Source organism: Arhodomonas sp. KWT2 (assembly GCF_041949875.1).
In the GTDB taxonomy this organism is placed as follows: Bacteria; Pseudomonadota; Gammaproteobacteria; order Nitrococcales; family Nitrococcaceae; genus Arhodomonas; species Arhodomonas aquaeolei.
In genome coordinates this window covers 39276-57035 of the sequence record NZ_JBHFPQ010000030.1, presented here as the reverse complement: position 1 = coordinate 57035, position 17760 = coordinate 39276, and the positions used below count along the sequence as shown (strand labels likewise).

The 17760-nt window shown below is 70.5% G+C and carries 18 protein-coding genes and 1 tRNA gene; 3 read left to right on the top strand and 16 right to left on the bottom strand.

The window, feature by feature from the left end:
• Positions 1 to 33: 33 nt before the first annotated feature.
• The 6 genes from ACEZHJ_RS03805 to ACEZHJ_RS03780 form a co-directional block, all read right to left on the bottom strand.
• The gene (locus ACEZHJ_RS03805) at positions 34 to 936 is read right to left on the bottom strand and encodes a DMT family transporter (protein ID WP_018719192.1); all 903 of its coding nucleotides are present in this window, start codon (positions 934 to 936) and stop codon (positions 34 to 36) included.
• Entirely contained in the window at positions 933 to 1556 is a 624-nt protein-coding gene (locus ACEZHJ_RS03800; protein ID WP_018719193.1) for a LysE family translocator, read from the bottom strand. The genes ACEZHJ_RS03805 and ACEZHJ_RS03800 overlap by 4 nt, the downstream gene beginning before the upstream one ends.
• Positions 1553 to 2047 carry a DUF192 domain-containing protein gene (locus tag ACEZHJ_RS03795; RefSeq protein ID WP_018719194.1) on the bottom strand — a complete coding sequence of 165 codons (495 nt, stop codon included), beginning with the start codon at positions 2045 to 2047 and terminating at the stop codon, positions 1553 to 1555. Before ACEZHJ_RS03795 ends, ACEZHJ_RS03800 begins: the two co-directional genes overlap by 4 nt.
• 51 nt (positions 2048 to 2098) lie before the next feature.
• Positions 2099 to 3682 (bottom strand): PAS domain-containing methyl-accepting chemotaxis protein, encoded by a 1584-nt coding sequence (locus ACEZHJ_RS03790; protein WP_163138701.1) that lies wholly within the window; start codon positions 3680 to 3682, stop codon positions 2099 to 2101.
• A gap of 113 nt (positions 3683 to 3795) precedes the next feature.
• Positions 3796 to 5580 carry an aspartate--tRNA ligase gene (aspS, locus tag ACEZHJ_RS03785; protein WP_018719196.1) on the bottom strand — a complete coding sequence of 595 codons (1785 nt, stop codon included), beginning with the start codon at positions 5578 to 5580 and terminating at the stop codon, positions 3796 to 3798.
• A 123-nt stretch (positions 5581 to 5703) separates the two neighbouring features.
• A complete protein-coding gene (locus ACEZHJ_RS03780; RefSeq protein WP_163138700.1) occupies positions 5704 to 5997 on the bottom strand; it encodes an FmdB family zinc ribbon protein in 294 nt (97 codons plus the stop codon).
• Between the two features lie 165 nt (positions 5998 to 6162).
• Here ACEZHJ_RS03780 and ACEZHJ_RS03775 point away from each other — a divergent pair, with 165 nt between their 5' ends.
• A complete protein-coding gene (locus ACEZHJ_RS03775) occupies positions 6163 to 6819 on the top strand; it encodes a DUF1614 domain-containing protein (RefSeq protein WP_018719198.1) in 657 nt (218 codons plus the stop codon).
• 23 nt (positions 6820 to 6842) lie between these two features.
• Here ACEZHJ_RS03775 and rluD read toward each other — a convergent pair whose 3' ends face one another.
• Entirely contained in the window at positions 6843 to 7811 is a 969-nt protein-coding gene (gene rluD / locus ACEZHJ_RS03770; protein WP_163138699.1) for a 23S rRNA pseudouridine(1911/1915/1917) synthase RluD, read from the bottom strand.
• Between the two features lie 118 nt (positions 7812 to 7929).
• Here rluD and ACEZHJ_RS03765 point away from each other — a divergent pair, with 118 nt between their 5' ends.
• A complete protein-coding gene (locus ACEZHJ_RS03765; protein ID WP_018719200.1) occupies positions 7930 to 8673 on the top strand; it encodes an outer membrane protein assembly factor BamD in 744 nt (247 codons plus the stop codon).
• A 22-nt stretch (positions 8674 to 8695) separates the two neighbouring features.
• Here ACEZHJ_RS03765 and glnB read toward each other — a convergent pair whose 3' ends face one another.
• Complete coding sequence (gene glnB, locus ACEZHJ_RS03760) at positions 8696 to 9034, bottom strand: nitrogen regulatory protein P-II (RefSeq protein WP_018719201.1); 339 nt, start codon at positions 9032 to 9034, stop codon at positions 8696 to 8698.
• 171 nt (positions 9035 to 9205) lie between these two features.
• Here glnB and ACEZHJ_RS03755 point away from each other — a divergent pair, with 171 nt between their 5' ends.
• Positions 9206 to 10849 carry an NAD+ synthase gene (locus tag ACEZHJ_RS03755; protein ID WP_163138698.1) on the top strand — a complete coding sequence of 548 codons (1644 nt, stop codon included), beginning with the start codon at positions 9206 to 9208 and terminating at the stop codon, positions 10847 to 10849.
• A gap of 33 nt (positions 10850 to 10882) precedes the next feature.
• Here the strand turns inward: ACEZHJ_RS03755 and ychF are convergent, their stop codons facing one another.
• The 8 genes from ychF to ACEZHJ_RS03715 all read right to left on the bottom strand — a co-directional run bounded on the left by ychF (position 10883) and on the right by ACEZHJ_RS03715 (position 17671).
• Positions 10883 to 11974, bottom strand: coding sequence for a redox-regulated ATPase YchF (ychF, locus tag ACEZHJ_RS03750; RefSeq protein WP_018719203.1), 1092 nt, complete (start codon positions 11972 to 11974; stop codon positions 10883 to 10885).
• Between the two features lie 46 nt (positions 11975 to 12020).
• Positions 12021 to 12611 carry an aminoacyl-tRNA hydrolase gene (pth, locus tag ACEZHJ_RS03745; RefSeq protein WP_163138697.1) on the bottom strand — a complete coding sequence of 197 codons (591 nt, stop codon included), beginning with the start codon at positions 12609 to 12611 and terminating at the stop codon, positions 12021 to 12023.
• Positions 12612 to 12650: 39 nt separating this feature from the next.
• Complete coding sequence (locus tag ACEZHJ_RS03740) at positions 12651 to 13334, bottom strand: 50S ribosomal protein L25/general stress protein Ctc (RefSeq protein WP_018719205.1); 684 nt, start codon at positions 13332 to 13334, stop codon at positions 12651 to 12653.
• Positions 13335 to 13410: 76 nt separating this feature from the next.
• Entirely contained in the window at positions 13411 to 14349 is a 939-nt protein-coding gene (locus ACEZHJ_RS03735; RefSeq protein ID WP_026321216.1) for a ribose-phosphate diphosphokinase, read from the bottom strand.
• 57 nt (positions 14350 to 14406) lie between these two features.
• A tRNA-Gln gene (locus tag ACEZHJ_RS03730) sits at positions 14407 to 14481 on the bottom strand.
• Positions 14461 to 15384 carry a 4-(cytidine 5'-diphospho)-2-C-methyl-D-erythritol kinase gene (ispE, locus tag ACEZHJ_RS03725; RefSeq protein WP_240466061.1) on the bottom strand — a complete coding sequence of 308 codons (924 nt, stop codon included), beginning with the start codon at positions 15382 to 15384 and terminating at the stop codon, positions 14461 to 14463. The genes ACEZHJ_RS03730 and ispE overlap by 21 nt, the downstream gene beginning before the upstream one ends.
• On the bottom strand, positions 15360 to 15977 hold the full coding sequence (lolB, locus tag ACEZHJ_RS03720; RefSeq protein ID WP_163138696.1) for a lipoprotein insertase outer membrane protein LolB: 618 nt from the start codon (positions 15975 to 15977) through the stop codon (positions 15360 to 15362). Before lolB ends, ispE begins: the two co-directional genes overlap by 25 nt.
• Positions 15974 to 17671, bottom strand: coding sequence for a tetratricopeptide repeat protein (locus ACEZHJ_RS03715; protein WP_018719208.1), 1698 nt, complete (start codon positions 17669 to 17671; stop codon positions 15974 to 15976). The genes lolB and ACEZHJ_RS03715 overlap by 4 nt, the downstream gene beginning before the upstream one ends.
• Positions 17672 to 17760: the final 89 nt, after the last annotated feature.

Sequence of the window (17760 nt, the reverse complement as noted above, 5' to 3'; positions counted from 1 at the left end):
CTCGCGGGGATTCACGCCCGGGGCGCGGGCGGCTCAACGCCGTCCGCCCACCCCGTAGCGGGTGACCAGGGCCACGCCGGCGAGCGCCAGTGCGCCGCCGGCGAATATCAGTCCCGTGGGTGTTTCGCCCAGCCACAGCCAGGCGATCAGCACCGATATCGGGGGCTGGAGATAGATGAAGCTCGTGGCGATGCTTGCAGGCAGCCGCGAGAGCCCGAAGGTATAGCATCCGTAGCCGAGCGCCATCGGAAAGACACCGAGGTACACGCCGGCGAGGGTCGGCTCCAGCGGCGCCGCCGCCACCCGCTCGGGCAGCCCCGGCAGTACCGGCAGGCTCGCCACCAGCGAGATCCACACCGCCCAGGCGAGGAACACGGTGGGCCGCTCCGCGCGCAGCACCGGCTTCTGGTAGACGAAATACACCGCGGTGACCCCGGCGGCGAGGATGATCAGCCCCACACCGCGCACGCTGCCGAGATCGAGCCCCTCGTTGAGGGTAATGACCGTCACCCCGAGCGCCCCCAGGGCCAGCCCGGCCCAGGCCGGCGGACGCAACCGTTCGCCGGCAACCAGCGCCGCCAGCAGCGCCGTGCACACCGGCACCGCCGTGATCACCAGCCCCGCGGCACTCGCGGTTATCGTCGTCTGCCCCGCGGCCAGCAGGCTCTGGTAGCCGAACACCCCGATCAGCCCGAGCACGGCGATGCGCGGCAGGAGCCGCCAGTCCGCGGGCCGGGCACGCCCGCGGGGCACGAGCACCAGCGCGAAGCACAGCCCGGCCACGGACAGACGCAGGAACACCGTCTCCATCGGCGTGTAGTAGGCCAGGGTCGCCTTGGCCGCCGGGAAGGCGGACGCCCAGAACACCGCCGTGGCACACAGCGCCAGCAGCGCCACCGCCCGCGACCGGCCCGTCTCGTCAGCCGCGGCGCTCACGAGAGCACCCGTGTCAGCGTCACCGCCGCGAGCACCAGCAGCACCACTCCGGTCAACCGGTCCACCCAGAGCGCATGCCCGCGCAGCCACGCAAGCACGCGGCCGCGGGTCAGCGCCGTCGCCACCAGCGCGTACCAGCCGCCGTCCACCACCGTGGCCGTGGCCCAGAACACCCCGACCTCGGCCACGCCCATGTCCGCATGGACGAACTGGCTGAACAGCGCGAGGAAGAACACGGCGATCTTGGGATTGAGGAAGGCCATGAGGAAGCCGTCACGGGCGGCGCCGGCCACGCCGACGGGCACCGTCGCTCCGGCGGCCCCTTCCAGCGCCGCGCCCCCGCTGCGCAACGCACCGATCCCCAGCCAGGCGAGATAGGCCGCACCGGCGAGGGCGAGACCGTGGTAGACCAGCGGGTCCGCGGTCACCACCGCCGCCAGGCCCAGGGTGGTCAGCAGCGCGTATACGCCCACCCCCAGCGCGTGGGCCAGGGCCGCCGCGAGCCCGTGGGCCCGGGAGCGGCGCACGCTGTGACGCACCACCACCGCCAGGCTCGGCCCCGGAGAGACGGCACCGAGCACGCACACCCCGGCCAGCGCGAGCCACGCGGCCAGCGTCATCGCACCAGCCCGGGCGGGGTCAGCCGGTCGCCGACCTCCAGGCCGAGGCGACGCGCCGTACCGGCGGCGAGCTCCAGGGCGTGACGCACGCCCGGGGGCGAACGGTAGCCATCCCGGCCGGGCTCCATACGGGCGATCTCGAGAATGCGCCCGTCCGCATCCATCCAGACGATGTCCAGCGGCAGGGCCACGTTGTGCATGTGCCAGTGCGTTACCCGGCTGGCGGGATAGCTGAACCAGATGGGATTACGGCGGATCTCCGGGGCGGGCACGTACTGCATGCCCTGGGCCCGTTCGTCGCCCTCGTCGGCGACGCGCACCGTCAACGCGCCGGCATCGCCGGGCAGGATCACCCGGGCCTGCTCCATGCCCCGCCAGACCGCCAGACCGCGGGACTCCGGGTCGTCCCCCCCGGCCGGACCGGGCCGGCCGAAGACGAGCACGCCAACGGTGACGAAAGCGATCAGGAGGATACGGGGTGCGGCACGCATGACCGCGAGTATGCCAGCCGCCGCCCGGCTTGGGCAGCCCGCGGAACCGTATCAATCATCCCGCCGGGTCCCGAGCAGGTCGAACTGCCGGAGCAGCCCCTCGAGCTCGGTCACCAGCGACACCAGCCGTCGGCTGGTGTCGCGGGTATCCCCCGCGGCATTCTCCGTCTCCGCGAACCCGTCGTTCACCTGGATGACGCTGCGATTGATCTCCTCGGCCGTGGCGGACTGCTGCTCGACGGCGGCCGCGATGCGGTTGTTCGTGTCGCTGATCCCGCGCACCGCCTCCTCGATCTCGTGCATCGCCCCACGGGCACCTTCGGCACCCTCGGTCACCTCGCGGGCGGCCTCCCGGCTACGGCCCATACCCGCAACCGCCGTGCCCGCTCCCCCCTCGAGGCGCTCGATCATGCCGGTGATCTCACCGATGGACGCACTGACCCGGCCGGACAGGGCACGCACCTCCTCGGCGACCACGGCGAAACCGCGCCCGGCCTCGCCCGCCCTCGCCGCCTCGATGGCGGCGTTGAGCGCCAGCAGATTGGTCTGTTCGGAGATGCCCTGGATGACGTCGAGGACATGGCGGATTCCGTCGGTATCGCCCTTGAGCCGCTCCACCGCCTCGCCGGCCTCGTCGAGGTCCGTGGCAAGCCGCTCCATCGCCCGCGCGGCCACATCCACCCGGGTCCGCCCGTCACCGGTCTGGGTCAGCGCCTGCTCGGCGGTGGACGCCGCCTCGGCGGTACTGCGCGAGACCTCCTGGACGGTGGTGGACATCTCGTTCATGGCGGTGGCGACCTGCTCGATCTCACCGCGCTGGGTATTGATGGCCCCCCGACTGCGCTCCGCGGCCCCTTCCGTGGCCTTCCCGCTGTCCGCCAGGGCCTCACTCACGTTGTGGAAACGGGTATGCATCGCGACGTGCTGGGCACGGTACATGCCGAACGCCAGGTCGATGCGCGCGGCATCGTCGTGCCCGTCGCCGTAGACCCGCTCGCCAACGGGATTCGAAAACACCCCGCGCGCGCGGACGGCGACCGCGGCGAGGCGCCCGGTCAGCATGAGTACCGTCACCACACCAAGCAGCGTCAGTATGAGTGCCGCCCCCAGGGCCGGCCACAGTGGCAGCGACGCACCAGCGGCGACGCCGAGCCATGTCGATACGCCAACAGCTCCGGCAAGCAGCGGACGCGTGCCCACACGCGCGTGCCATGGCACGACCGCACGGCCTCGCCGCATCCGGGCATAGAGCGCCTCGGCACGTGCCTTCTCGGCCTCACTCGCCATGGTCCGCACGGACTGATAGCCAACCTTCCTGCCGTCCTCGTAGACCGGGGCGACGTAGGCGCTGACCCAGTAGTGATCGCCGTTCCGGCAGCGGTTCTTGATCACACCCATCCAGGGGCGGTCGGCCTTGAGGCTGGCCCACAGGCTCTCGAACACCGCCTCCGGCATGTCCGGATGGCGGATGACATTGTGCGGCTGACCGCGAAGCTCTTCTTCACTGAAACCGGCGATACGGCAGAAATCCTCGTTGGCGCTGAGGATCCGGCTGTCTTCGTCGGTGGTGCTGATCAGCCGTTCGTCCGGACGTACAGGCTGTTCGCGCTGGGTGACCGGCTGGTTGACCCGCATGGTCGTGCATCTCCTCCACACGCCCGGCGAAGTCCGCCGGGCCCCGTCCTGTTTACGGGGCCGTTATCGGCAGGTACGGCGATGCTTAAACAGGGGCGACCGCGCCGGACCGATCAGGTGTCGGTCCGGGCAGTGCGGCGGATGCGCAGGCCGAGCTCGCGCAGCTGCGCCTCGTCGACCTCGGCGGGTGCCTCGGTGAGCAGACAGGTCGCGGTCTGCGTCTTGGGGAACGCCATGACATCGCGGATGGAGTGCGCACCGGTCATGAGCATGACCAGACGGTCGAGGCCGAAGGCGATGCCGCCGTGGGGCGGCGCCCCGTACTCCAGGGCGTTGAGCAGGAAGCCGAACTTCTCGCGGGCCTCGTCCTCGCCGATGCCCAGAAGCTCGAAGACCCGCCACTGCATATCCGGGCGGTGGATACGGATGGAACCGCCGCCGATCTCGGTGCCGTTGAGGACCATGTCGTAGGCGCGGGAAAGCAGCGTTTCCGGGTCCCGGCCGTCAAGCTCCGCAGGCTCCGTGGTCTGGGGCGAGGTGAACGGGTGATGGAGCGCGTAGAGACGGCCGTCGTCCTCGTCATACTCGAACATCGGGAAGTCGACCACCCACAGCGGGCGCCAGCCCGGCTCGACCATGTCCAGGTCGTGGCCCACGCGTACGCGCAGCGCACCGAGGGCGTCGTTGACCACCCGAGCGCGGTCCGCGCCGAAGAAGACCAGGTCCCCCGCCGCGGCACCGGTACGCTCGAGGATGCCCTCGACCGCGGCATCCGGCAGGAACTTGAGGATCGGCGACTGCAGGCCCTCGCGCCCGGCAGCCGGGTCGTTGACCTTGATGTAGGCGAGACCCTTGGCGCCGTAGCGGCCCACGAAGTCGGTGTACTCGTCGATCACCTTGCGGGTCAGCGCCGCGCCGCCGGGCACCCGCAGGGCGGCGACCCGGCCCTTGGGATCGGCGGCGGGTGCGGCGAAGACCTTGAACTCCACGTCCGTGAGCAGGTCGGCGACCTCCACGAGCTCCAGCGGGATGCGCAGGTCCGGGCGGTCGATGCCGAAGCGGTCGACGGCCTCGGCATAGGTCATGCGCGGGAACGGCTCCGGCAGCGACTCGCCGAGGACCTCGTCGAACAGCCCGCGGATCATCGCCTCCATGTGGCCCATGATCCCCTCCTCGTCCATGAACGAGGTCTCGATATCGAGCTGGGTGAACTCGGGCTGACGGTCAGCGCGCAGGTCCTCGTCGCGGAAGCAGCGCGTGATCTGGTAGTAGCGGTCCATGCCGCTCATCATCAGCAGCTGCTTGAACAGCTGCGGCGACTGCGGCAGGGCGTAGAACTCGCCGGGATGCATGCGGCTCGGGACCAGGAAGTCCCGCGCGCCTTCCGGGGTGGCGCGGGTCAGCATCGGCGTCTCGATGTCGAGGAAGCCGTTGCTGTCGAGATAGCGGCGCAGCGCCCCGGTCACCCGGGCGCGGGTGCGCAGGCGCTCCTGCATCTCCGGCCGGCGCAGATCCACGTAGCGGTGGCGCAGGCGCACGTCCTCGCCGACGTCGGTGTCGTCGAGCTGGAACGGCGGTGTCTTGGCGCGGTTGAGCACCGTGAGCCCGGTAGCGTAGAGCTCCACCTGGCCGGTGGCGAGGTTCGGGTTCTCCGTGCCCTCCGGGCGGCGGCGGACCCGCCCGCGCACCTGCAGCACGTACTCGTTACGCGCGGTGTCGGCGAGCTCGAAGGCCTCGCGCTCGTCCGGGTCGAACACCACCTGGAGCAGACCCTCACGATCGCGCAGGTCGATGAAGATGATGCCGCCATGATCCCGCCGCCGGTGTGCCCAGCCACAGACCTCGACCGTCTCGTCGAGCAGGGCCTCGGTAACCCCGCCGCAGTAATGAGTGCGCATGAATCCGAACCGCCTGTCAGTCCTCGGAAAACGAAAAAGGCCCGCGGATGCGGGCATTATTACGAGGCGGGCAATGTTAAGAGCTTGCCGGGGGGCGCGCAACCGCGCCCGGCGGCGGCCGCGTCAGCTGGCCGCCGTCTTCTTGCCCTCGCCGGAGCCGCCCCCGGACCCACCACCAGAGCCGGAGTCACCCTTGCTGCCGCCCCCACCGTCGCCCGCGAGGTTGCGGCGGTTGTCCTTCTTGAAGTCGGTCTCGTACCAGCCGCCGCCCTTGAGCCGGAACGCGGCCGCGGAGATGCGCTTGCGCAGCTGCGGACGATGGCACTCGGGACATTCGGTGAGGGGCTCGTCGTTGATGGACTGCAGCGCCTCGAGCTCGTGACCACAGGCGTCACAGAGGTATTCATAGATCGGCATGTCCTGTTCCTCATGCAGAGTGGGTACCGGCGGGATTTCCCCCTCGAAGATAGGGGCATTCTCGCAGGGAACCAAGCGCGCCGCCGGAATGGTGTCAATGATACCGTAGAAAGGGTGGCCGTGTGGCCGGAATCCACCGGAGCCGGGCCGTTTACGGGAGGGCGCGTGAATCCGCTGACACTGCTGGTGGGGGCTTTCCTGCTCGCCTTCCTGTTCGCGCTGGTACAGGTGGGCGCGCTGACCATCGCGTTCGGCAAGCTCGGGCTCTCCGGGGGCTCGGCGATGCTGCTGCTGTTCACCTCGCTGATCGGCAGCGGGGTCAACCTGCCGCTGTTCACCCTGGACGCCGAGGGCGAGCGCGACCCGCGCTGGCGCAGGCCCCCGCCGTGGATGAAGGGCATGCTCCGAGAGATCCCGGAAGGCAAGGTGCTGGTGGCGATGAACGTCGGCGGCGGACTCGTGCCCCTCGCCTTCTCGGTCTACCTGCTCTCGCGCAGCGCCCTCGCGCCGCTGCCGGTGCTGGTCGCCGTGGCCATCCAGGCCCTGGTCTGTTACCTCTTCAGCCGCCCGGTGCGCGGCGTGGGCATCGGCATGCCGGTGTTCATCGCGCCGATCACCGCCGCCATCACCGCGGTCGCCCTGCAGCCGGAGGCCAGCGCACCGCTGGCCTACATCTGCGGGACCCTGGGGGTGCTGATCGGCGCCGACATCCTGCGCCTGCGCGACGTGGGACGGCTCGGCGCACCGGTGGCCTCGATCGGCGGCGCCGGCACCTTCGACGGGGTGTTCATCACCGGCATCGTCGCGGTGCTGCTCGCCTGATACCCCACCGATCGCGGGGCGGGTCAGCCGTCCGGCCCGCGATCGCGGTGCGCCCGCAGGGCCTCGCACAGGGCCAGGAAGTCTTCCGGCGGCGCCACCGTCCACTCCATGGCGTCGCCGGTCTCCGGGTGACTGAGCATCAGCCGCTCGGCATGCAGCGCCTGGCGGCGGAATCCGCGCAGCGCCGCGGTCACCGCCTCGTCCGCCCCCGGCGGCAGACGCATGCGACCCCCGTAGACCGGATCCCCCACGATGGGATGGCGGATGTGGGCCATGTGCACACGGATCTGATGGGTCCGCCCGCTCTCGAGCCGGCAGCGCAGCAGCGTGTGCGCCGGGAAACGCTCGGCGATACGGTAGTGCGTGACCGCCGCGCGACCGCCCTCGCGCACGGCCATGCGCGTGCGTTCGCGGGGATGACGCCCGATGGGCGCATCCACGTGACCGCCGGCGGTGAACACGCCGGCCACCACGGCTAGGTATTCCCGGCCCATCCGCCGCTCCTGGAGCTGTTCGACCAACGAGCGGTGGGCGGCGAGGCTGCGGGCAACGACCATCACCCCGGAGGTGTCGCGGTCGAGCCGGTGGACGATCCCGGAACGGGGCAGCGCGGCCAGCTCCGGGAAGTGGTGGAGCAGCGCGTTCTGCAGGGTACCGTCGTGGTTGCCGGCGCCGGGGTGGACGACGAGGCCGGCGGGCTTGGCGATGACGATCAGCGAGTCGTCCTGGTAGCGCACGTCCAGCGGCAGGGCCTGTCCGGTGACCGCGTCCGCCGCCTCCAGGGCCGCGTCGACCACAACACGCTCGCCGCCGGCGACGCTGTCCCGGGGCCGTGGCACCCGGCCGTCGACGGTGATCGCCCCGGACTTGAGCCACTTCTGCAGCCGGCTGCGGGAATAGTCGGGGAAGAGCTCCGCGAGGGCGCGGTCCAGCCGCCACCCCGCCAGCCCGGCGGGTATCTCGGCCTGTTCGTGTACCGTCTGCGTGCTCATCGTGATCGATTACCTGTCACCGTTGCGTGCCACCGCGTGCGGCCCACCGCGGCGCGGTGGATCATAGCGCGGCGGCACCCTAGAATAGCGTCTTTAGTCATTGCCTTGAGAGCACGCCATGAAGCGAGCCCTGTCCCTGCTGCTCACCGCGCTGATCCTCACCGCCTGTGCGAGCGGACCGGAGAAGCAGCCCGATCAGGACCTGTCCGCCGCCACGCTCTACCAGAACGCGCGGGCCGCCTGGCAGCGCGGCGACTACGACCTCGCCGCCAACCGTCTGGAGACGCTGGAGGCGCGCTACCCGTTCGGCACCTATGCGGAGCAGGCACAGCTCGACATCATCTACGTCTACCACAAGAACGAGGAGCCGGCCTCGGCGGTGTCCGCCGCGGAGCGGTTCATCCGGCTCAACCCGCGCCACCCGCGCGTGGACTACGCCTGGTATATGAAGGGTGTGGCCCAGCAGGAGCAGGGCCAGGGCTTCCTGGACGACCTGCTCAATATCGACCGCGCCGCGCGTGACCCGGAACCGCTGCGCAAGGCGTTCGACGCCTTCCGCACGCTCATCGAGCGCTATCCGGACAGCGACTACGTCGCCAATGCCCGCGATCGCATGCGTGCGATCCGCGACCAGCTCGCCGAGCACGAGATGCAGATCGCCTCGTTCTACGCCGACCGCAAGGCCTGGGTGGCGGCGGCAAACCGCGCCACGCATATCATCCGCGAGTACGAGGGGGCCCCGGCGGTGGCACCGGCACTCAGTCTGCTGGAACGGGTCTACGGCCGGCTGGAGATGCCGTCGCTGCGGCGTGACGTACGCCGCGTGCTCGAGCGCAACGGAATGAGCGCGGCGGACGCCTGAACCGGGCCCGCCGCGGCGGCGGTCAGATCGCCTGCTCGTCCTCCTCGCCGGTGCGGATGCGGATCACCCGCTCCACCGGCGTGACGAAGATCTTGCCGTCGCCGATCTTGCCCGTCTGCGCCGCCTGGTTGATGGCCTCCAGGCAACGCTCCACCTGGCCGTCGGCGACCACGATCTCCACGCGCATCTTGGGCAGGAAGTCCACCACGTACTCCGCGCCGCGATAGAGTTCGGTGTGGCCCTTCTGACGCCCGAAGCCCTTGACTTCCGTGACCGTCATCCCCGTTATGCCGATCTCCGAGAGCGCCTCGCGCACGTCGTCGAGCTTGAACGGCTTGATGATCGCTTCAACCTTCTTCATTGGGTGGCTCCTGAGTCGTCTCCCCGGTAAGCCGCGAGTTTACCCCCTGGCGGGCGGCGACCGAAAGCGCCGCCGGCGCCGAACGGGCCGGCGGGCATGGCGGGACGCGCGTCCGCGCCGCTTTTTCGGTAGCATTGCCGCACACACAACAGGCCTGCAGACAGCACCGTTATGAGCGACCGTATCCGCCTCGTCATGGCCCAGCTGAACCTCCTGGTGGGGGACGTGCCGGGCAACACCGAGATCGTGGTCCGCGCCGCCGCCCGTGCCCGGGACGAGCTGGCCGCCGACGCGGTGATCTTCCCGGAGCTCACGCTCACGGGCTACCCGCCGGACGACCTGCTGCTGCGCAATGACTTCATCCGCGCGGTAGAACGGGGCATCGAGCGGCTGTGCGCCGAGGTGAACGGTGTCACCCTCGTGGTCGGCGCCCCCCGCCAGGACGGCGACGCGCTGTACAACAGCGCCTACGTCATTCGCGACGGGCGCGTGACCGACGTCTATGACAAGTACCACCTGCCGACCTACGGCGTATTCGATGACCGGCGCTACTTCGACGCCGGCGGCGCACCCTGCGTCGTCGATATCGACGGCTGCCGCCTCGGCGTCACCATCTGCGAGGACGCCTGGCACCCGGGACCGGTAACCCTGTCCGCGGAGACCGGCGCCGACGTCGTCGCCAACCTCAACGCCTCGCCGTTCGACCACAAGAAGTGGGCGGCGCGGGAGTCAGTGCTGCGCGAGCGCATCGGCGAGGCCGGCGTGCCCATCGTCTACTGCAACATGGCCGGCGGCCAGGACGAGGTCGTCTACGACGGCGGCTCCTGCGCCTTCGACGCCGACGGCGGACTCGCCGTGCGCGCCCCGCGCTTCGAGACCGGACTCTACCCGGTGGATCTCGCCCGCGGCGGCAGCGGCTGGCGCCCGGTGGACGGCGATATCTGCGAGGATGTCTCTGAAGAGGCCTGCGTCTACGACGCCCTGGTCTGGGGCGTGCGGGACTACGTCGAGAAGAACGGCTTTCCCGGGGTGTTAATCGGCCTCTCCGGCGGGATGGACTCCGCCCTGGTGGCGGCCATCGCCGTGGACGCCCTCGGCCCGGAACGCGTCGAGTGCGTGATGATGCCGAGCCGCTACACCTCCGACACCAGCCACACCGATGCCGCCGAGCTCGCCCGAAACCTCGGCGTGCACTACCACAGCATCGCCATCGAAGGGATCTTCGGCGCCTTCCTGGAGGCCCTGGCGCCGGTATTCGGCGACGCCCCGCCCGACGTCACCGAGGAGAACCTACAGTCCCGCAGCCGCGGCACACTGCTGATGGCGCTGTCCAACAAGTTCGGCCGACTGGTGCTTGCCACCGGCAACAAGAGCGAACTGGCGGTGGGCTACGCCACCCTCTACGGGGACATGGTCGGCGGCTTCGCACCGCTGAAGGATGTGTTCAAGACCGAGGCCTACCGGCTCGCCGCCTACCGCAACGAGCGCTCGGCGGTGATCCCGCAGAATATCTTCGCCAAGGCACCGACCGCCGAGCTGCGCGCGGACCAGCGCGACTCCGACAGCCTGCCGGAGTACCCGGAGCTCGACAGCATCCTCGCCGCCTACGTCGAGGAGGACGCCGGCATCGACGAGATCGTTGCCGCGGGCCACGACGAGACCACGGTCCGTCGGGTCGTACGCATGCTCCATGGCAACGAGTACAAGCGCCGCCAGGCGCCGCCGGGGGTGAAGATCACCACCAAGGCCTTCGGCCGGGACCGCCGTTACCCGATCACGTCGGGATTCTCGCGGATCGACGCACCCCGGCGCTGACCCGGGCGGCCGGTGTGGGCGCGCGGTGCGCGCTCACACGTTGAAGCGGAAGTGGCAGATGTCGCCTTCCTGGAGGACATACTCCTTGCCCTCCAGGCGCAGGCGCCCCGCCTCCTTCGCCCCCTGCTCGCCGTTGCAGGCGATGAAATCGTCGTAGGCGATGACCTCGGCCCGGATGAAGCCGCGCTCGAAGTCGGTATGGATCCGCCCGGCCCCCTGGGGCGCGGTCGCACCGATCGCCACCGTCCAGGCACGCACCTCCTTGGGTCCGGCGGTGAAGAAGGTCTGCAGCCCGAGCAGCCCGTAGCCGGCCCGGATCACCCGGTTCAGGCCCGGCTCCTCGAGGCCGTACTCGGCGAGGAAGTCCGCCTTGTCATCGTCGTCGAGCACCGCGAGCTCCGCCTCGATGGCCGCGCAGACGGTCACCACGCCGGCACCCTCGGCCTCGGCATAGGCACGCAGCGCGTCCAGGTGCGGGTTGTCAGCGAAGCCGTCCTCGGCAACGTTGGCCACATAGAGCACCGGCTTGGCGGTGAGCAGGTGCAGCTCGCCGAGCAGCGGGCGGACATGCTCCGCGAAGCTCAGGGCGCGCACCGGCGTGCCCTCGTCCAGGGCGGCGTGGATGCGCTTGAGCTCGTCACGGTAGGCGATGGCCGTCTTGTCGTTGGACTTGGCCTGGCGCTCGTAGCGCTGCAGCGCCTTCGCCACCGTCTCCAGGTCCGCGAGCGCGAGCTCGGTGTTGATGGTCTCCACGTCCGACACCGGGTCCACCCGGCCCTCGACGTGGTGGACGTCGCCGCTGTCGAAGCAGCGCACCACGTGGGCGATGGCATCGGTCTCGCGGATGTTGGCCAGGAACTGGTTGCCCAGCCCCTCGCCCTTGGACGCCCCGGCAACGAGCCCGGCGATGTCGACGAACTCCATGGTCGTCGGGATCACCTTCTCCGGCTGCACGATCGCCGCGATGCGCTCCAGGCGCGGATCCGGCACGGGCACGATGCCCACGTTCGGATCGATGGTGCAGAAGGGGTAGTTCTCGGCGGGGATCTCGTTGCGCGTGAGCGCGTTGAACAGGGTCGACTTGCCGACGTTGGGCAGGCCGACGATGCCGCATTTGAAACCCATCTCGACTGTGCTCCCGGAATAGGCTGAATGGGACGGGCCGTCGCCCTCAGGCGGCGGTGTGCAGACGCTGGAAGGCGCGGTCCCAGTCGCCGGCGAGCAGCCACGGCAGCACCGAGGCCGCCTCGTCGATGGCTCCGTCGATGGCCGCCTGCTCGTCGCGCCCGGCGTTGGAGAGGACGTAGGGGATCACCTGGTCGGCGCTGCCCGGGTGACCGACGCCCAGACGCAGGCGGGCGAAGTCGCGCGCCCCCAGGGCCTTGATGATGTCCCGCAGGCCGTTGTGACCGCCGTGACCGCCGTCGCGCTTGAGCCGGACAGTGCCCGGCGGCAGGTCGATCTCGTCGTGGGCGACGAGCATCGACGCGGCGTCGATGTCGTAGAACCGGGCCAGGGCCTGAACGGCACGGCCGCTGTGATTCATGTACGTGGTGGGCTTGAGCAGGTGCACGTCGACGCCGTCGACGAACACGCGCGCATGCTCGCCGTGGAACCGGCGCGCGGCACGGAGCTGCCCGCCGTGGCGGCGGGCCAGCTCGTCGACAAACCAGAAGCCGGCGTTATGGCGGGTACGCTCGTAGCGCGGGCCGGGATTGCCCAGCCCGACGATGCACCGGATCCGCGCGTCGCCACCCGCCATGAACCGACCTCCGCTGCCGCGGAAGGGCGCGAGGAATGATCAGTCCTCGCCGCCCTCCTCTTCGCCGCCCTCGGCCTCGGCGGACGGCTGCTCGCCGCCCTCCGCCTCCTCGGCGGCCTCCTCGTCCTCTTCCTTCGCCTTGCGCGGCGCATGGATGCTGACCACCGCCGGGTCGTGCTCGGCGTCCTCACCCAGTGCCGGCAGGGTCACGCCCTTGGGCACGCTGACCTCGGAGAGGTGCATGGCGCTGTCGAGCTCGAGGTCCTGGACGTCCACCTCGATGAACTCCGGCAGGTCGCGCGGGTAGCACTCCACCTCGACCTCGATCAGGTCGTGATGGATGACACCGCCGCCCTGCTTCACGCCCTTCGCCGTCTCCTCGTTGAGGAAGTGCAGCGGCACGTGGGTGCGCAGCTTCTCGTTGGCCTTCACACGCATGAAGTCCAGGTGGCTGACCAGCGGCTTGAAGGGGTGGCGCTGCAGGTCCTTGAGGATGACCTGCTCGGACTTGCCGTCCACCGCCAGATCGATGATCTGGGAGAAGAAGGCCTCCTCGCGCATCAGGCGACCGACCTGCTGCTCGCTGACCGTGATGGCCTGCGCGCCCTTGCCGGCGCCGTAGACAATAGCCGGCAGCCGCTTCTCACGGCGCAGGCGGCGGCTCGCACCTCTGCCCTGCTCCGTGCGAACGCTGGCATCCAGCTTCAGTTCGACACTGCTCATGGGTGTGTTACTCCTGGTTTATGAAATGAACCGCCCCTTCGGGCGGCCGCCTCCCCCGCGACCAGGTTCGGCGTGGTTACTCGACGAACAGCTCGCTCACCGACTCGTCGTTGTTCACCCGGCGCATCGTCTCGGCGAGCATCTCGGCGAGGGTCAGCGCACGGATCTTCCCGGAGGCCTCGCCGGCCTCGGACAGCGGGATGCTGTCGGTGACGACCAGCTCGTCGAGATGGGACTCGTTGATCCGGTCGATCGCGGGCCCGGAGAGCACCGCGTGGGTGATGTAGGCCACCACCTTGCCGGCGCCCTTGTCCTTGAGGGCCTTGGCGGCCTCGCACAGGGTGCCGGCGGTGTCGACGATGTCGTCGACGATAATGCAGGTCTTGTCGCTGACGTCGCCGATGATGTTCATCACCTTGGACTCGTTCGCCCGCGGCCGGCGCTTGTCGATGATCGCCAGCTCCGCGTCGTCGAGGCGCTTGGCGATGGCACGGGCGCGGACCACGCCGCCGACGTCCGGCGAGACCACGATCTTGTTCGGATGGACCTGGCGCCAGATGTCGCCGAGCAGCACCGGCGAGGCGTAGACGTTGTCCACCGGAACGTTGAAGAACCCCTGGATCTGATCGGCGTGGAGATCCACGGTGACCACGCGGTTGATGCCCGCCGCCGAGATCATGTCCGCGGCGAGCTTGGCGGTTATCGGCACGCGCTGGGAGCGCGGGCGCCGGTCCTGCCGCGCATAGCCGTAATAGGGGATCACCGCCGTGATCCGCGCCGCCGAGGAGCGCCGCAACGCGTCGGCGATGACCAGCAGCTCCATGAGGTTGTCATTGGTGGGGGCGCAGGTCGGCTGGACGATGAACACGTCGCGCCCGCGCACGTGCTCGTTGATCTCCACCTGCACCTCGCCATCGCTGAAGCGCGAGACCAGGGCATTGCCGAGTCGGGTCTTGAGATGGGCGGCAACGGCGTTGGCGAGTTGCGGGTTGGCGTTGCCCGCAAACACCATCATGCGTCCGTTTTCAATCACGACGGTCTACCTGTCGATTGCAGCGGCGAGGATGGAAAATGGCTGGGGCGGCAGGATTCGAACCTGCGAATGCGGGGATCAAAACCCCGTGCCTTACCGCTTGGCCACGCCCCAGTAGTCCGCAGGGTCACCGGCACGCACCGCGTCCCGCCGCGCGACGAGCGGCGAACGGTTCAAGCCCCGGGCGACATAGCCGCGCCAGTGCGGCGGCACCCGCGCGCACACGCTCCGCGCCTCGTCCTCGCGGGCGAAAGGCGCGAAAACGCACCCGCCTGTCCCGCTGAGGCGGGCGCCGGCGAACCGGCCGAGCCAGTCGAGTGCCTCGCCGACCGCCGGGTAACGTTCGCGAACGACCGCTTCGCAGTCATTGCCGAGTGACCCCGTGTCAAGGCGCGGTATTCTGATACGAGGCGTATGGCGTGTCAATTTCGGCGCACCGAATACCTCCGCGGTGGAGACACTTACGGCCGGGTCGATGATCACGAACCAGGGCTCGTCCGGCGCCATCGGGGTGAGGGTCTCGCCCACCCCCTCCGCCCAGGCCGCATGGCCGTGGACGAACACCGGCACGTCCGCCCCCAGTGTTAGCCCGATCGCGGCCAGTGCCGCCGTGTCGAGCCCGGTCCCCCAGAGCTCGTTGAGCGCGACCAGCGTCGTCGCCGCGTCCGAACTGCCACCGCCGAGCCCGCCGCCGGCGGGCAGATGCTTGTCCACGCGGATATGGCAGCCAAGGGGGCAGCCGGTCGCCTGCTGCAGCGCCCTTGCCGCCCGCACCACCAGGTCCGCCTCCGCGGCGAGCCCCGGCGGGCCGCCCTCGCGGGTGACCCCGCCGGCCGCGTTCACGGTGAATGCGAGCTCGTCGGCGAGATCGAGAAACTGAAACAGCGTCTCCAGCTCGTGGTAGCCGTCCGCGCGCCGGCCGACGATGTGCAGGAAGCGGTTGATCTTGGCCGGGGCCGGCCAGCCAGCAGATACTTCCGCCGCAGCGGCGGTCACGACGACGGTCCCGCGCGCCACTCCCGCACCGCCAGGCGCACGCTGACGTCGCCGCGCTCCACCGACAGCCGGTGGGGCAGCCAGTAGCCGTCCACGCGCCGGAACTCGTCATAGGTCACGTGCCAGCCGTCCTGCACAAGGCTCACCGGGCGGTCGTCATCGTCGAGGCGCACCCGGCCGCCGAGCTCCGGGACGGCCCGCGCCCGCACCCACCAGCGCAGGTAAGAGACCGGCAGGTCGTAGCCCGTCTCCGCGCGGAGCAGGGCCCGCGCGGAGCCCGCACGGCGCACGCGGCCGTCGCTGGTACGCAGGGTGATGCCGCCGGCATTCCCCTCCAGGCGCACCGCACCGGAGCCGATGGGGCCGTTGAGCGTGAGCCGGTAGCGATCCCCGCCGCTCTCCCAGAACACCGAGACGGTGCCACCGTCGTCACCGGCATGCAGAGCGGCCCGGCCGGTCAGCCGCCAGGCCTCCGGGGCGGGGGCAGGCTGCCAGTCCGCCACCGGCAGGGTCACTCGGCCGTCGCCCGGCGTCGGCGGGGCGACGCTGCAACCGGCGAGCACCGCCGTCAGCACCGCGGCGGCAAACGCACGCAGGAACCGCACCGCCGTCATGGCTGGAAGCGCTCCACGGTGCTGCGCAGCACCTCGTGGTCCGGATAGGCCTCGAGCGCCTCCCGCCAGACGCGCCGCGCCTCGTCCTTGCGGCCGAGCTGCCAGAGCACCTCGCCCAGGTGGGCGGCGATCTCCGGATCGCCGCCGGAGAGCGACTCGGCCCGGCGCAGGTAATCCAGGGCCTGTTCGAGGCGCCCCTGGCGGTAGGCCACCCAGCCCATGCTGTCCACCACCGCCGGATCGTCCGGGGAGAGCTGGTAGGCGCGGGAGACCAGCGAGGCGGCACGGTCGAGGTCGCGGTTGCCGTCGGCCAGGGTATAGCCCAGCGCGTTCAGCGCCGCGGCATTCTGCGGATCCGCATCGATGACCGCTTCCAGGTCCGTGATGGCCTGTTCGAGGCTGCCGGCCTGAATCCGCGCCATGGCACGGGCATAACGCAGATCGGCGTCACCGGGGTGTGCCTGCAGGGCCTCGTCGAGCACCGACAGCGCCTCGGCCTGGCGCCCCGAGCGCCGCAGCAGCTCGGCCTCGGTGGCATACGCCTGCACCGCGGCATCGGAGTTGTCGTCCCGCAGCGTGCGCAGCCGCTGGCGCGCGGCGTCGATCCGGCCGTCCGCGGCCAGAGCCGTCGCCTCGGCCAGGGCGGCATCCACGGCGTACTCGCCGCCGGCCCGGCGCAGGTACTCCACCGCCTGACCGGCATCCCCCTCGTCCAGCGCGAGCCGGCCGAGATAGTAGTTGGCCGCGTCGGTGCGGGTCTCGATCGCGAGCAGGCGCTTGAGCCAGCGCCGCGCCTGATCGTGATGGCCGGACTGAAGCGCCAGCAGCGCACCGGATAGCAGGATACGGTCGTCGTCGGGCTGGCGCTCCAGCAGCGCGTGGAACTGGCCGAGGGCGTCACCGGAACGGCCGGCGGCGGCCAGCGCCCGGGCGTACTCCAGCCGCAGCTCGTAATCACCGGGGGAATCGGCCACCATGCCATCCAGCCGCTTCAGCGCCTCGCCCGCACGGCCGCTGCGCCGCAGCGCCTCCACCTCGACAAGGGCTGCGGCCCGCCAGCCGGGCCGCAGCTGCAGCGCCGCGCGCGCAGACTGCAGGGCCAACCGGGCACGACCCGTGGACAGCGCCACGCGGGCGGCCATCAACTGCGCGGCCGCGCTCTCGGGGAAATGCCCGGCCAGCCCCCGGGCGACCGCCATGGCCGCGTTCGCGTCGCCTTCCTGGGCAAGGGCCGCCCCCAGGCGCGAGAGCGCCTGGTCCCGCGTGTCCCCGTCACCGGGGAGGTACGCGAGGAAGGACTCCGTCGCGGCCTCCGGATCCCCTTCCCGCAGGGCGACGACAGCGAGGATGCGGTGGGGCTCCCGGGCGGCTGGCGCCAGCGCGAGCCAGCGCCGCGCGGCAGTCCGGGCGAGATCGAAACGCTCGGCGTACAGCGCCACCCGGGCCGCCCGCTGGGCGACCGCCGGGTCGTCGGTAAGCGCCATCGCGTCACCGTAGGCCTGCGCCGCCTGGTCGAACGCACCCCGGTTGCCCGCGAACTCGCCCACCAGCAGCTGGTAGATGAGTTCCTGGTGGGGATCGCTCGCCGCGGCGTCCTCCGCCACCGGCGACGGCCCCGGCTCCGCGGCCTCACGGTTCGTCGCACAACCGGCGATGACGGCCGCCAGCGCGACCAGGAAGATGAATCGTGGCATGCGCTCCTCGCTGTTTCCCTGACGCCACCCGCGCCCCAGTGTACTGCCTTCCCGCCCGCAGGCACGAGCACATCCTTGCCGGGGAGCAT

Bases quoted from the DNA above. Each gene is read 5' to 3' on its own strand.
- ACEZHJ_RS03800 (WP_018719193.1), bottom strand. From the start codon at position 1,556: ATGACGCTGGCCGCGTGGCTCGCGCTGGCCGGGGTGTGCGTGCTCGGT.
- ACEZHJ_RS03795 (WP_018719194.1), bottom strand. From the start codon at position 2,047: ATGCGTGCCGCACCCCGTATCCTCCTGATCGCTTTCGTCACCGTTGGC.
- ACEZHJ_RS03790 (WP_163138701.1), bottom strand. From the start codon at position 3,682: ATGCGGGTCAACCAGCCGGTCACCCAGCGCGAACAGCCTGTACGTCCG.
- aspS (WP_018719196.1), bottom strand. From the start codon at position 5,580: ATGCGCACTCATTACTGCGGCGGGGTTACCGAGGCCCTGCTCGACGAG.
- ACEZHJ_RS03780 (WP_163138700.1), bottom strand. From the start codon at position 5,997: ATGCCGATCTATGAATACCTCTGTGACGCCTGTGGTCACGAGCTCGAG.
- rluD (WP_163138699.1), bottom strand. From the start codon at position 7,811: ATGAGCACGCAGACGGTACACGAACAGGCCGAGATACCCGCCGGGCTG.
- ACEZHJ_RS03765 (WP_018719200.1), top strand. From the start codon at position 7,930: ATGAAGCGAGCCCTGTCCCTGCTGCTCACCGCGCTGATCCTCACCGCC.
- glnB (WP_018719201.1), bottom strand. From the start codon at position 9,034: ATGAAGAAGGTTGAAGCGATCATCAAGCCGTTCAAGCTCGACGACGTG.
- ACEZHJ_RS03755 (WP_163138698.1), top strand. From the start codon at position 9,206: ATGAGCGACCGTATCCGCCTCGTCATGGCCCAGCTGAACCTCCTGGTG.
- ychF (WP_018719203.1), bottom strand. From the start codon at position 11,974: ATGGGTTTCAAATGCGGCATCGTCGGCCTGCCCAACGTCGGCAAGTCG.
- pth (WP_163138697.1), bottom strand. From the start codon at position 12,611: ATGGCGGGTGGCGACGCGCGGATCCGGTGCATCGTCGGGCTGGGCAAT.
- ACEZHJ_RS03740 (WP_018719205.1), bottom strand. From the start codon at position 13,334: ATGAGCAGTGTCGAACTGAAGCTGGATGCCAGCGTTCGCACGGAGCAG.
- ACEZHJ_RS03735 (WP_026321216.1), bottom strand. From the start codon at position 14,349: ATGATGGTGTTTGCGGGCAACGCCAACCCGCAACTCGCCAACGCCGTT.
- lolB (WP_163138696.1), bottom strand. From the start codon at position 15,977: ATGACGGCGGTGCGGTTCCTGCGTGCGTTTGCCGCCGCGGTGCTGACG.
- ACEZHJ_RS03715 (WP_018719208.1), bottom strand. From the start codon at position 17,671: ATGCCACGATTCATCTTCCTGGTCGCGCTGGCGGCCGTCATCGCCGGT.